Here is a 13,761-nt window from a genome sequence, read left to right on the forward strand (position 1 = left end):
CATTTCCTTACCGCTCAATAAAGCACTTACAAAATTTTTATAACTTGATTAGACTGCAACTGCTGCTTTGATATGTGGGTGTGGGTCGTAACCTACCAATTCGAAATCCTCAAACTTAAAATCAAAGATATCCTTTATTTCAGGATTGATCTTCATCGTAGGAAGTGGTCTACAATCTCTTGATAGTTGCAAGTTTGCTTGCTCCAAATGATTGCTGTAAAGATGTGCATCACCAAAAGTGTGAATGAAATCGCCCAACTCTAAATCACAAACTTGGGCAATCATCATCGTAAACAAGGCGTAAGAAGCAATATTAAAGGGTACACCCAAAAACACATCAGCACTTCTCTGATAAAGCTGGCAAGAGAGTTTGCCATCCGCTACATAAAATTGGAAAATAGTATGACAAGGAGGTAAGGCCATGTTGTCCACATCCGCAACATTCCAAGCGCTGACAATATGCCTTCTACTATCTGGTTTGGTTTTGATTTGGTGAATAAGATTCTTGATCTGATCGATTTCTCCTCCTTTGCCATCAGGCCAATGTCTCCATTGGTAGCCATATACTGGGCCTAGATCACCATTTTCATCTGCCCATTCATCCCAGATGCTTACCTTATTGTCATTAAGGTATTTGATATTGGAGTCACCTTTGAGAAACCAAAGCAGCTCGATGATGATAGACCTGAGGTGACATTTTTTGGTGGTGACCAGTGGAAATCCTTCCTGCAAATTGAATCGCATCTGATAGCCAAATACACTCAATGTTCCTGTGCCAGTTCTGTCTCCTTTTTGGACACCATTGTCCAAGATATGTCTCATCAAATCGTGATACTGCTTCATAAATTTCAATTTACCTCATACAATTTGCCAAGATAAAAAGATTATAAATAATCAGAAAGACGTTTTGATGGTTTATATCTTTGAAACTTGTATTCAGTTGAAAATATGTTTGATAGAAAAAAATCAATGCTAGGTTTAGGTCTGGCAGCTTTGATCTCCGTACTTTTTGTAATTCTCCAACCTCAGGTCAAATTTGACTATGATTTTGAGCAGTTTTTCCCACAGGATGATGAAGAGTTACGTTTTTATCAAGAGTTCCGAACAACATTTGGGAATGACAATGATTACTTGCTGATCGCGCTGGGGCAAGAAAGGGGTGTTTTTGACCAAGAATTTTTAGATGAAGCCCTTGCTATTCAAGACAAAATCCAAGCTTTAGATTTGGTGGAAGCAGTTTTTTCTCTTTTGGAATTAGAGGAGCCTATCATTGGAGCATTGGGTGTGAGCTATAGAAATGCCTTGGATTGGTCTTCTGATCAGAAATTGGAGCAATCCAAGAAAAGGTTGCTCAGTCATCCACAGTATGCTGGAAATCTTATCAGTCAAGATGGGGATTACCTGCTACTGATGGTCAGTAATAAGCAGCGGATTAGTAAAGAAGAAGGCGATGTGCTTAATTTAGCAATTAAGGAAATCCTATCAGACTCGGAAATCCCCCTTTTTTATACAGCAGGCAAGATCAAGGCGCAGGGAGAATTTGTCGACTTGCTACAAGCAGAGTTTGGGTTTTTCTTGGCGATTTCATTTGTGCTGATTTTGTTGCTTCTTTTCCTCATTTTTCGCACTTGGTGGGGAGTCTTGCTGCCTGTCATCGTACTGAGTGTGGGAATTGGCTGGACGATTGCACTGATTCTTTTGACGGGAAAGGCTTTGGATGTGATGTCTGTCATGCAACCTACCATTCTACTGGTGATAGGCTTAAGCGCTTTGGTTCACTTGCTGAGCTACTATCTAAAATATTTGGGAAATGGGGTAGAAAAGTCTAAAGCAATCGCTTTGACCTTTAAGGAATTATTTCTTGCAGTCTTTCTGACTTGCTTTACTACTGCTTTAGGGTTTTCGACTATGTATTTTACGAGTGCAGTGAGTCTGAAGCAATTTGGTCTGTATACTGCTTTGGGAGTGATGGTCATGTTTTTAGCTGTCCTTTTGATTACCCCTGGCTTGTTACATTTGTTTAGTCCGTTAAAAGCTGCTGAAAATGATCGATTCAAGGAGTTTTGGAGGGTTTATTTGGGAGATGCGTTGCGATGGACTTGGGGAAATAGGAAGTTGGTTCTGAGTGTGTTTTCCATCCTTACCATATTTTCAATCTTTGCATTAAGTGATCTGAAGATCAATGGTTATCTGCTGGATAATCTACCTAGAGACCACGAGTTAGTGCAAGAGTTTGAGTTCTTTGATCGGGAGTTTGGCGGATCTAAGCCGCTAGAGATCTTCTTGGAAGCGGGTGAGGAAGTCGAAGATGTCTTCGATTTGGAATTTCTAAGAGCTCTAGATAAAGTAGAACATTTTGTGACTGAGCACTATGAGTCTGGCGTAATCATTTCTCCATTGTCATTGGTCAAAGCGCTGAATCAAGCTCAAAATGGTGGTAACCCTAAAGCTTATGATTTACCATCTAGGGGGCAGTATCAGCGGATTCAACCTTACCTTGATCAAGCACTCCTACAATCAAATTTTAAATTATCAGATTCGACAAAACGAATTGGGAGGCTTTCGACGCGAACAGCAGATATGGGAAGTCATCGGAGTTTTGAGATCAAAAGGGACTTAGAGACTTTTGTCAAACAAGAGGTTGACCCTGAGATCTTGAAGATCCAACTTACTGGAACATCCAATTTGATTGATAAAAGTCATGAAACCATTTCTACTCAGATGGCTAGAGGACTAGGCGTGGCAATTATTTTGGTAGGTATCATAGCTGGATTTTTGTTTCGGTCTTGGCGGATTTCCCTGATGGTTTTGAATCCTAATGTACTGCCATTGCTTTGGATGTGTGGTGTGATGTGGCTTTTGGATATTGAATTGAAGCTGACCACAGCGGTGATTTTTACAGTGGCATTTGGGATAGCGGTAGATGACAGCATACACTTCATGACCAAGCTTTACAATGAATTGGGTAAAGGAAAGCGATTGCTTTATGCCCTGAAAAGAACTTACATGGAAACAGGAAAAGCGATTATTTTGACGACCATCATTTTGGTGTCAGGGTTTGCCATTTTGACTTTGAGTGAATTTGGTGTGACCTTTTATGCAGGCTTGTTGATCAGTTTGGCTTTGTTTTTCGCGCTTATTGCAGACTTGCTATTATTACCAATCCTGCTATTGCCTATGGATAAGGTATGGAGGGAGAAGAGGAGGAGAAAGAATGCGTAATTGCTGTGAGTTAGGTGTCTAGGGTTATATGTGAGGATTTGCTATTGATTACTAACATATTGATTCCCCTTATACTTTAGGGTTTCGACTTTTTCGATGGATTGGCTATAGGTTTTTTCGCAATCATCATCCTGTTCATAAAGCACTATCGAATTGACAAACTCAAGGTCAGCGTATTGATTGGTATAGAAGGTTGAAATTTTTAGTTCTTTTGTGTGGATCTCAAATGTTCCTTTACAGGTTGTGTCTGTTTCGCCATGATGTTGTGAAATTGGGAAGTTTCTTAAAACCGCATTCAATTTTTCCCCATCAAATGCAAATAAGGATAATTCAATACTTGAAGTTGGGTTTGGTCGGCTTTGGTTAGCGTAATGAACCTTAAGTCCAAAAGACACATTTGTTTTGTTTAATTGATAAATTGTAGGCTCGATTTCGATTTGATCAATTCTAACTGCATCGCTATACCATTCTTTTTCACCTTTGAATACCGCTTCTATCTCACCAGTTTTTTTGTCTTTCAGAATGATGTTGCTGTTAAAAATCATGTATCCATCTCCCTCTTCGGCGATTTCAGGAATAACTATCAACAGATGATCTTCAAAATCTTGTGAAACTGCAAATTGAAGATGAATATCTGAGTTTTTGATTCCGATTATCTTAGCAGTTTGCTCGAATAGCAGTAGTGATTTCTCCTGTCCTAGACAATTAAAAGCTAGACTTAGAAAAAATATTATTAGAAAGGGTTTCTTAAATGTTTTCATTTATTCAATATATGATTATTCGCTTCCTAAGTAGTGGAACTTTAAGAGTGGTATAAACCTATGATTTCAAGCCAATTCCTCAACTCAGCCAATCAATATATCAGATAAACCTGACTCTCTTCTCTAAACTTTTCAAGATCTGCTTGCCAAGATGCTCTGATGTCAGCCTCTGATTTTCCTGCTAAGATGTCTTTTCGGAGTTGGTCAGTACCGGCGAGTTTGTCAAAGAAACTGTTGAAAAACTTATCCTTCTTGCCGCTGATCTGGTAGGCTTCTAGTAAATATGCTAGGGTGAATTGATGTGTCAAGGGTTCATTTCTCAGGTCTCTGCCATAGCAAGTTTTGTCTTGGTGAGGTGGATTTTTGGACATGCCAGCTATGCTGACAGGTTTGAAGGTGAATTCCCCATATTTCTGATCTGGATAGCCATATACTTGAAATGGGAAGTAAGTGCCCCTGCCTACGGAAATATCCGTGCCTTCAAAGAAACAAAGTGATGGATATAATTTGATGGATAAGTCATTGGGTAGGTTAGGAGATGGCTTTACGGGAAGGCTGTAAGCCATGTCTCTTGACCAGTTTTCGATTTTAACGACTTCTAGCGCTGTTTTGACTTTGTTTTTTAACCAGCCCTCTCCATTGATCATCTGGGCAAGCTCAGCCACAGTAAGTCCATGGACCACGGGAATGGGGTGCATGCCTACGAAACTTTCGAAGCCCTTTTTCAAAACAGGACCGTCTATGTAGTCTCCATTTGGATTTGGTCGGTCAAGGATCAGCATGGGGATATTATTTTCCGCCGCACTTTCCATGACATAATGCATGGTGCTGATGTAGGTATAGAATCTCAAACCCACATCTTGAAGGTCATACACGATGATGTCTAAGTCTTTGAGCGATGTTGGAGATGGTTTTTTATTATTTCCATAAAGGGAGACAAGGGGCAAACCTGTGCGCTTATCGATTTCATTGCCCACGGCTTCTCCTGCATCTGCATCTCCTCTAAATCCATGCTCGGGAACAAATACCCTTTTGACATCAATTCCTTCCATCATCAGAAAGTCTACCAAATGGATGTTTTGCTTGGTGGTCAAGATACTCGTTTGGTTGACGACCAATCCGACCCTTTTGCCTTCGAGTGAGGGAAGGTATGCTTCTGGTCTATCTGCTGCGGGTAGGATTTCATATGGGGAGAGACTATCTTGAAGCTCGGTATTGGCTTCAGGATTTTTACAAAAAGCCATACTATGAAGTAAAAAACTAAGAAGGAATAAGATTTTCATTTGCTTCATGTTATTTTGCGCTAGATTTCTAACAAATTAAAGAAACTTCATTGAACCTTTCTTATTTCATTGCCAAAAGAATCAGTTTTAAGCGTACAGGTGGATTTACTGGAACGATACATCGCATTGCAGTAGCGAGTGTGGCGATTGGTCTAGCGATCACCACGATTTCATTTATGATTCTAGGTGGGTTTCAGAATGAAATTTCGAATAAGGTTTTTTCATTTACAGGTCATTATCAAGGTCTGAAGTTCGTTTCAGGAAATGCCTTTGAAGAAGTCCCGGTGTCGATGAACTCAGATTTTTTTCAAAATTATAAGTCACTGGATTTTATCCGTCATGTACAAGTTTTTGCTCATAAGCCAGGATTGCTCAAAGGCGACGAAGAAGTAGAAGGCGTTTTGATGAAGGGTGTAGGGCCAGATTTTGACTCGCTGTCTTTTAAGTCATCTATCATCAAAGGACGATTCATTCAGTTTTCTGATTCTGCTGCCAGTAATGAAGTGGTCATCAGCAAAAAGATAGCCAATAAATTGCTCCTAGATGTAGGGGAACGAGTGACCATGTACTATGTGCAGGAGCCTCCGAGATTTAGAAGGTTAGAAATTGTGGGGATTTACGAAACATTTCTGGAGAATTTTGATGATAAAATCCTGATAGGGGATATTCAGACCATTCGGAATCTAAGTGGCTGGTCAGATGACCAAGTGGGGGGATTCGAGATATTCGTAGATAATCCCAAGAAAATAGATACCTATGCAGAGGGGCTGTATGATTTTATGGACTTTGATTTGCGCTTGGTCAAAGTCACGGATAAGTACCTAGAAATATTTGATTGGCTACAGCTTTTGAATAATAATGTCTATGTGTTTCTAGGTTTGATCCTATTCGTAGCGGCTTTCAACATGGTTTCCATTTTATTTATTTTGATCATGGAGCGTACACAGATGATTGGAATTCTAAAAGCAGTAGGAGCTCAGAATAGACAAATCAGGAGGGTGTTTGTCTGGAATGGAGTAAGAATCATCGGGAGAGGGATGTTGATAGGTAATGGAATAGGATTGGTGTTTGGTTGGTTGCAGGATCAGTTTAGGTTGATTCCCTTGGATCCAGAAAACTACTACATGAGCTTTGTTCCCATAGATTGGAATTGGCCTGTATTCTTGATGCTCAATGTAGTTGTATTGGTCGTCACTACTTTGGTGCTTTTTATCCCTGCGATGCTTATCAGCAATATCAAACCTATCAAAGCAATTAAGTTTGATTGACAGGTTTGTAGGATTTGAAGAGACTTTTGACTTTCATGTAGATCACCCCAAAAATAGCTTCTTTGAAAATACCTGAACTCATCTTAGATGTCCCTCTGGTTCGGTCTGTAAAAATGATTGGGACTTCTACGATTTTGAAGCCAAGCTTCCATGCAGTGAATTTCATTTCTATCTGGAAAGCATAGCCTATGAACTTGATCTTGTCTAAGTTCATGGCTCGCAAAACCCGAGCGGTATAGCACTTGAACCCTGCTGTGGTATCTTTGATAGGCATGCCCGTGATGAACTGTACATATTTGCTGGCAAAGAAGGACATCAAAACCCTTCCCATAGGCCAATTCACCACATTTACACCTGTGATGTATCTAGATCCTATAGCCATGTCATTCCCCTCTTCGGCACATGCTTGATAAAGCCTAACAAGGTCTTTAGGGTCGTGCGAAAAGTCTGCATCCATTTCAAAAATATACTGATAGCCTTGATTGAGGGCATATTTGAACCCCTCGATGTAAGCTGTGCCAAGTCCCAACTTCCCTGATCTCTGGATCAAATGTAACCTCCCTGGAAATTTTGAAGTAAGTTCTTTGACCACTTTGGCAGTCCCATCTGGAGAATTGTCATCAATGATCAAAAGCTCAAAATCACCTTCCAAGTCCATCACTGTCTGGATCATGTCTTGAATATTTTCAAGTTCATTATAAGTAGGAATGATGACGAGTTTTTCTTTTTTCATAATGCAAGCCTCAAAAATAGAAGTTAATCACGGTTTTAGTAATGAATTTTTGATAAAATGATCTAATTTCAAATTTTCAAGTTAGTTTTTAAATGTATAAAATGACAAAGATTGCTATAATCACTTATGAAGCAAGGGGTTCCTATGCGGCTGGTACCGTAGCTGATGAAGATGAAATATTGAAGGAAATATTAACAAGTGAGGGCTATGATTTTGAATTTCAAGTTTGGTCAAACCCAAATGTAAACTGGGGAAAATACGATAAGATTCTCTTTAAATCTCCTTGGGATTATTTTGATCGCTATGATGAATTTCTTCATTGGTGTGATCATATTAGAAGCTTAGGTATACCTGTTTGGAATAGCATTGAAACAGTTATTTGGAATTCGGATAAGCGATATCTCCAGGAAGTGGCTTCAAAGGGTTTTTCTATTGTACCTACTGTGTTTTTGAGCAAAGGATCACTTCCAGACGAGGTGTGGGCAAGCTTTGAGATTTTTGATACTCATAAATTGATTATGAAACCAGTGGTGAGTGGAGGGTCTAAGCATACCTTGAAACTTACTATCGAATCATGGAAGCAATGGGAAGAAGAAGTAGGCTTGCTTTTGAAGGATGAAGATTTTATGGTTCAGCCTTTCGTGGAAGAAATCGTGATGGTGGGAGAGTATTCTTATGTGTTTTTTAATGGGGGTTTCTCCCACGCCATCCTCAAAACAGCCAAAGCAGGTGATTTCAGAGTGCAACATTTCTTTGGCGGGCAAATCACCAATGTAGAGCCATCAAAAAAGCAGCTAGCTTATCTGAATCGATTGGTTGAAACTTTCGCCAAGGGCACACTTTATGCAAGAGTGGATGGTATCTGGAGAGGAGAGGAGTTCCTTTTGATGGAATTAGAACTCATAGAACCTTACTTGTTTCTATTTACTTCTGATGTCGGTAGAGCCAATTATGTAAAAGCCCTCAAAGCAAATCTTGGCTGATTTTACCAGAAATATCCTTTAAAGAGTTTGTCAAGTTGTTTATTCAAGACTTTAGGATCTAGAGGTTCTTTATCCATTAGGGTCGAAGTTTTGAAGAAAACAGGCTGTGAAGTCTGATTATCAACAATAGCGATAAACAGCGTGGAGTTTGACTTGGATGGAACAGGGTAGTACATACCCATGGTCAATACACCTATGCCAATTGATTTTAGAATCTGCCCTGTATAGTTTCCTTTTCTTCTTGTGAAGCCACTGTGTACGCTAAGCAAGCCATATCTGCTCTGCTCAGCATCTAGCGCTGCAATGACCATTGGTGGAACAGGCACGTTCTGAATATTTTTGCTAACAGCTAGCATATCTAAAAATTCTACAGTTTGCTGCGCTATAATCGAGGACTCGTGGACATCATCGATATTGAGTTTAGAAATCTTAGGTAAGCGATACTGGTTCTGTTTGATGACATCTGTCCAAAGCACTTGTGAATAAAAGGATAGGCTGTCACTCAATTCAGATTGATTGCCTTTATTGATTCCATGGATGTAAGATACAGGTTCTAAAATACTCAGCTCAGTGATGGTACTTGGATCAGTTCCATTGGTCTTGAACTTGCTTGATGCACAGCTGCTGAGAAGTAGTATTGAAGCAGCAAAAATTGAATAAACTGTACTTTTCATCATAAGAGGTTAGTTGTTTCAAATATGATTAGAATTTTCAGATTTAAAATGGATTACTGCAATAATTTTTCTAAAAAACTAAAAAGAATTTTTGACTTGAAATCATTAGCGTTTTGATTGAGTCAAAAAATGATTTCTCGTCAATGTTTTTTGAAAAACACAGTGGTTTTTGAGCTATGTTGAAAAATAATTGAAATTTTTTTTAATTTTTTTTCGGGCAATGATCAAGTAAGAATTTGTGGTGAAATACAAATTATTCAAAGTGATAATCATTTACTTTTTTATGTAAAAATTATGTGTCTATGAATATAGTTTGTTTGTGGTTTTTAAACTGTACCACAGTGTTTTAGGGGTTTTGGAAATAAAAAATAAAGTGCAATCTTAGGGTATGAATTAGCTGAAAATCGCTTGAAAGAGGTTGAAATTCAAGCTCAAAAAATGTAAAACCTTAACAAATTATAATCATATGAAGAACACAACGAAATTGATTTTGGCAAATGCATTTGCACTTCTAGCTGTAGTAGTATTTCTTACGGTAGGAAGCACATTTGGAGTAGAAGTAAAGAGTGCTTCTGCGTCATTGATGGTAAAAGCACTTTTCTTTTTGGTACCTCAGATGGGTTTCATTTACCTATACTGGAACTCTTTGAAAAAGGAAGCGCATAGAGAGATTGCTTAATAGCCCCGAAGCAGTACAGCTTGATCCCCAAAAACCCAAGATTCAGGTCTTGGGTTTTTCATTTGGAAAAAAAATTTCTGTCAGAAAATCAGGACATTAATTTAGGTTGTGATTTTTTAGGGATTGTCTGTTTGGAAAATTAAGGATTAGAGCTACCTTTGCAAACCGTAAGACATAAAGATGTATTGCGGAAACAATAGAGGAGTGGCAGAGTGGTCGATTGCGGCGGTCTTGAAAACCGTTGTACCGCGAGGTACCGGGGGTTCGAATCCCTCCTCCTCTGCATTCAAAAAGCCAAGCGATAGCTTGGCTTTTTTCATTTCGAGTCATCGGGGCCGCCCTGCAGCCTAGCTCGTCGCTAATCCCGATAGCTATCGGGACCACTGAATCATTTTTCAACATTCCGACTTCTCCTTCTCTGTGAAAATGGTGTTTAAACATTTCAAAATCAACAGGTTGCGGGTTGTAAAAAGATTGGCACACCGCATTAGGATCAAAAAATAGCTTAAAACGCTTTATTTGAGCTTTAAAAGCAAGTTTTACAATTTTACAAGTTATAAAATCTACATCTACCCGATTTAGGTTTTTTGCGTTTTAAGGGCCCTGTTTTCAAAATTTTCAACTAATAACTAATCCCATGTCACTTATTCCCCAATCTCCATATTAACAGATAATGAACTTACTTTTAACATCGCTTAATATGTTAAAAATTAACATTTTTCTGCTTTAATCTCCACCAGTTTTGTAAGAGTAAAAACACCAACCTTTATGTATTATTACTTTACAAAACAAACCAAAAAAGCATTGGGAATCCTTACACTCGTATGGATATCCCTATCAGTTTGCACAGTGTCATCAGCCATGGCACAAGCTACGAATGCAACAATCAGTGGACTTATCTTGGATGATAATAAGGAACCGCTGATTGGAGCAAACGTAGTCGTAAGAAACGAATCTACTGGCTTCGAAGCTGGAACCGTCACAGGAGTAGATGGGAGATTTCAACTTCAGCAGCTACCGTTGGGAAAGCCGTATTCAGTAACTGTAAGTTACATTGGGTTCAATACTCAAAAGCTCACTGGATACCAACTCAACCAAGGCGATCGTGTCAATGTAGATTTGACGATGGATTATGGTAACAATGATCTCGCTGAAATTGTAGTAACAGGCGATAGTTTCAAAAACCAAGTGGAAAAGCTTGGAGCGGTAACAGCTATTGATTCGAAGCAAATCAAAAACTTACCAACCGAAGGTAGAAACTTTACCAACCTCACATCTTTATCTCCTCTTCAGGGTGGTGGTGGACTAAACCTAGGTGGACAACGTAGGACTTCAACCAATGTCACACTGGACGGAGTAAATGCAAGAAATCAACTTACCGCAGGTGAAATAGGCAGAGGACCGTACACGGTCTCTATTGAAGCCATCAGAGAGTTTGAAGTAGCTACCAATTCTTATGATGTGACTCAGGGTAGACAAGCAGGTGGCGCACTCAATGCAGTCACCAAGTCAGGAACAAATACTATGGAGGGATCAGCTTTTGTGTATCACAGGAATGACAACCTTGCCAGTCCTTACGATATTAGAGGAAATAGGAGAGAAGTGGTTTTCAATAATACACAATGGGGATTCAGTTTGGGCGGTCCGATCATCAAAGATAAAGTGCACTTTTTCACTGTTTTTGATAGACAAGATGCCGGGGAACCTGTATTCATTGCAGATATTAGAAATGAGGATGATGAGAGAAGGTTGAGAATCAGAAAAGATACACTTGACAAGTTTATTGACGTGGCCCGAAGACTCTATGGAGTAGGAGATGGTCAGCAAGTAGGGGAGTTCTCTAGAAAAACTGTCGCCAATACCTTTTTTGCTCGGTTGGACTGGCAGATCAATAAAAGAAATAAGCTCACGATCAGAAATAATTACACAGATTGGTCAAACCCTTTCTCAGTTAACGATAATACAGCCATCAATCTTGCTGAAGTACTTGGGGACTTTTCCTCTAAGGAGAATAGTCTATTGGTTTCACTCAGATCGATTGCCAATGCCAATACCACAAACGAACTGAAAGTCCAATTTCAACACGCAGAGAGAGCATTTTCAGTCAATAGACAGCTTCCTGCTACCAATATGCCTAGAGCTATTGTGAGGGTAGTGTCTCCATTCCCAACAGAAAATAATCCGAATGCTATACAAACCACCAATGTGCAGATTGGTGGACAGCGATTTTCACCTGAAACTAACCTAGAGCAGCAAGTTCATATTGTAAATACTACCTACATGCAGAGAGGGAAGTACAACTTCACTTTTGGTACAGACAATATGGTCACTTATCTAGAAACCTTACTCAGCAATGAGCAAAATGGTAGATTTTTCTATAATAGTTTGCAGGATTTTGAGAACAACAACCCTTTCAGATATGCTAGGGAAGTTCCTCTACAAGGCTTGCCTATTGTCAAGCAAACAGTTGTAGACTTTTCAGTATTTGGTCAGATGGAAGTCAATCCACATAGAGACCTCAATCTAATTGCAGGAATTAGGTACGATGCCACCATGTTTATGAATGAGGCAGCATTTAATCCAGCCGTTTCCAATGAATTGGGAATTAGAACGGATAACAAGCCTGCAGATTTTAGAAATATTCAGCCAAGAGTACAATTGACTTGGGATATCAAAGGGAAAAATACCGACGTTTTGAAATTTGGCACAGGCTTGTTTGCAGCGCAACCACATTACTATGCTCAAGTCAATAATATCCAAAATTCTGGAGCAATGTTGGCTGCAATTGATGTACAGGGTGATTTGGTTCCTGAGGCTAATTTTATTGGTTACAGAGATGGTCTACCGGCACCGGGGATTCCAGAAGGCGCTGATTTCGTCTCCACGATCAATAGTGTTTCGGAGGATTTTAGAGTACCAAACACTTTCAAAGCAAACTTGAATTACAATAAGCTTTTTGGTGATCGCTATAGAATAGGTGCTAATGTAATCTATTCTTATACCTTCAATAATTATGTATACCTAGAAAGGAATTTAGTAGATGATCCTTTTTTCAGATTATCAAATGAAGCCAATAGAGGGGTATTTGTACCTGCGAATACCATTGGGTCAAATGGTCAGACTAATTGGTTGAATTCAAGAAAATCTGAAAACGTAGGCAGGGTATTAGAACTCAATTCTATCGGAGCGGGCTATCAATATGCTTTGATTTTGGACGGTAGTATTAGAATTGGCAAGGATGGGTATTTTACGGCTTCCTATACCTATAATCAAGCATTTGATAATACTTCATACAATTGCTGTGTGGCCAATACATCTACATTTCTTCCAGTAGTAGATGATTCTAGGAGGTTAAATTGGGCTTATTCTGACAATCAATTCAAGCATAAAATTGTATTAAATGGTGCAACCCCTACTTGGAAAGGGTTTACAATGGGTGCTACGCTTATTGGTATTGGAGGGTCTAGATATTCATTCTTGGTATCTAATGGCTCACTTCAGGGTGATTTCCCGCTCAACAATGCACTTGCTTTTGTCTTTGATCCCAATGATCCAAATACGCCAGAAAATATAAGAGATGGTTATAATGCCATTCTCAATGACCCCAATACCTCCGAAAGTGCCAAGAAATACCTAAGAGAAAGTTTTGGGAAAATAGCAGAAAGGAATGGCGGTGAAAACCCAATGTTCTACAATCTAGACCTAAGACTACTCAAGAATATCAAGATAGCTGGAACACAAAGGTTAGAGATTTCTGGAGATATATTCAATTTTATGAATGTTTTGAACAAAGACTGGGGCGTCAATAATAACCTGAGTAGCTCTAGAAATCTACAAAGTATTCGTGGATTCAATCAAAATGCACAACAATATATCTACAATGTGGAGCAAGGTGTAGGCGTACTGCCGATCAATGGGACACCTTGGAGAGTTCAGTTAGGGTTGAGATATTCTTTTTAGGATTATTCTATTTCCTAATTTGAATTATCTCGGTTAAGAGTTCTTTATGTTTTCATTAAGATTCAGGGAGTATGGTGCTACTTTGGCATCACTTCCTGAACTTTATGAGGTAATCAAGAGATCTTATCTGGTTTGGGTACAGTAAGAATATTGTGAGGAGAAAGACTAGTTGACTTCATGCTTCATCAACTTACCAAA

Annotated in this window: 10 protein-coding genes and 1 tRNA gene; 6 read left to right on the forward strand and 5 right to left on the reverse strand. The window is 39.1% G+C overall.

Features of this window, described 5'->3' with window-relative positions:
- Window positions 1-48 precede the first annotated feature (48 nt).
- Window positions 49-843: a thymidylate synthase gene (locus BW935_RS13595; protein ID WP_076502333.1), complete on the reverse strand. Its 795-nt coding sequence runs from the start codon at window positions 841-843 to the stop codon at window positions 49-51.
- A gap of 105 nt (window positions 844-948) precedes the next feature.
- On the opposite strand from BW935_RS13595, the gene BW935_RS13600 reads away from it, so the two are divergent.
- Complete coding sequence (locus BW935_RS13600; protein WP_076502334.1) at window positions 949-3,222, forward strand: efflux RND transporter permease subunit; 2,274 nt, start codon at window positions 949-951, stop codon at window positions 3,220-3,222.
- 41 nt (window positions 3,223-3,263) lie between these two features.
- Here BW935_RS13600 and BW935_RS13605 read toward each other — a convergent pair whose 3' ends face one another.
- Entirely contained in the window at window positions 3,264-3,983 is a 720-nt protein-coding gene (locus BW935_RS13605) for a PA3715 family protein (RefSeq protein ID WP_076502335.1), read from the reverse strand.
- A 92-nt stretch (window positions 3,984-4,075) separates the two neighbouring features.
- Window positions 4,076-5,275, reverse strand: a complete 1,200-nt coding sequence (locus tag BW935_RS13610) for an exo-beta-N-acetylmuramidase NamZ family protein (RefSeq protein WP_076502336.1) — start codon at window positions 5,273-5,275, stop codon at window positions 4,076-4,078.
- Between the two features lie 41 nt (window positions 5,276-5,316).
- On the opposite strand from BW935_RS13610, the gene BW935_RS13615 reads away from it, so the two are divergent.
- Window positions 5,317-6,534 carry an ABC transporter permease gene (locus BW935_RS13615; RefSeq protein ID WP_076502337.1) on the forward strand — a complete coding sequence of 406 codons (1,218 nt, stop codon included), beginning with the start codon at window positions 5,317-5,319 and terminating at the stop codon, window positions 6,532-6,534.
- Here BW935_RS13615 and BW935_RS13620 read toward each other — a convergent pair.
- A complete protein-coding gene (locus BW935_RS13620; protein ID WP_076502338.1) occupies window positions 6,521-7,267 on the reverse strand; it encodes a polyprenol monophosphomannose synthase in 747 nt (248 codons plus the stop codon). The two genes, BW935_RS13615 and BW935_RS13620, sit on opposite strands and share 14 nt — an antisense overlap.
- Before the next feature lie 101 nt (window positions 7,268-7,368).
- Here BW935_RS13620 and BW935_RS13625 point away from each other — a divergent pair, with 101 nt between their 5' ends.
- Entirely contained in the window at window positions 7,369-8,250 is an 882-nt protein-coding gene (locus BW935_RS13625; RefSeq protein ID WP_076502339.1) for an ATP-grasp domain-containing protein, read from the forward strand.
- 2 nt (window positions 8,251-8,252) lie between these two features.
- On the opposite strand, the gene BW935_RS13630 is transcribed toward BW935_RS13625, so the two are convergent.
- Window positions 8,253-8,927: a hypothetical protein gene (locus BW935_RS13630; RefSeq protein ID WP_076502340.1), complete on the reverse strand. Its 675-nt coding sequence runs from the start codon at window positions 8,925-8,927 to the stop codon at window positions 8,253-8,255.
- A 463-nt stretch (window positions 8,928-9,390) separates the two neighbouring features.
- Between BW935_RS13630 and BW935_RS13635 the strand changes: the two genes are divergently transcribed.
- The 3 genes from BW935_RS13635 to BW935_RS13645 all read left to right on the forward strand — a co-directional run bounded on the left by BW935_RS13635 (window position 9,391) and on the right by BW935_RS13645 (window position 13,563).
- A complete protein-coding gene (locus BW935_RS13635) occupies window positions 9,391-9,603 on the forward strand; it encodes a hypothetical protein (protein WP_076502404.1) in 213 nt (70 codons plus the stop codon).
- 198 nt (window positions 9,604-9,801) lie between these two features.
- Window positions 9,802-9,886 (forward strand) — tRNA-Ser (locus tag BW935_RS13640).
- Window positions 9,887-10,371: 485 nt separating this feature from the next.
- A complete protein-coding gene (locus BW935_RS13645) occupies window positions 10,372-13,563 on the forward strand; it encodes a TonB-dependent receptor (RefSeq protein WP_076502341.1) in 3,192 nt (1,063 codons plus the stop codon).
- Window positions 13,564-13,761 lie beyond the last annotated feature (198 nt).

Origin of the sequence: Belliella pelovolcani (assembly GCF_900156785.1) — a bacterium.
GTDB classification, from domain to species: Bacteria; Bacteroidota; Bacteroidia; order Cytophagales; family Cyclobacteriaceae; genus Belliella; species Belliella pelovolcani.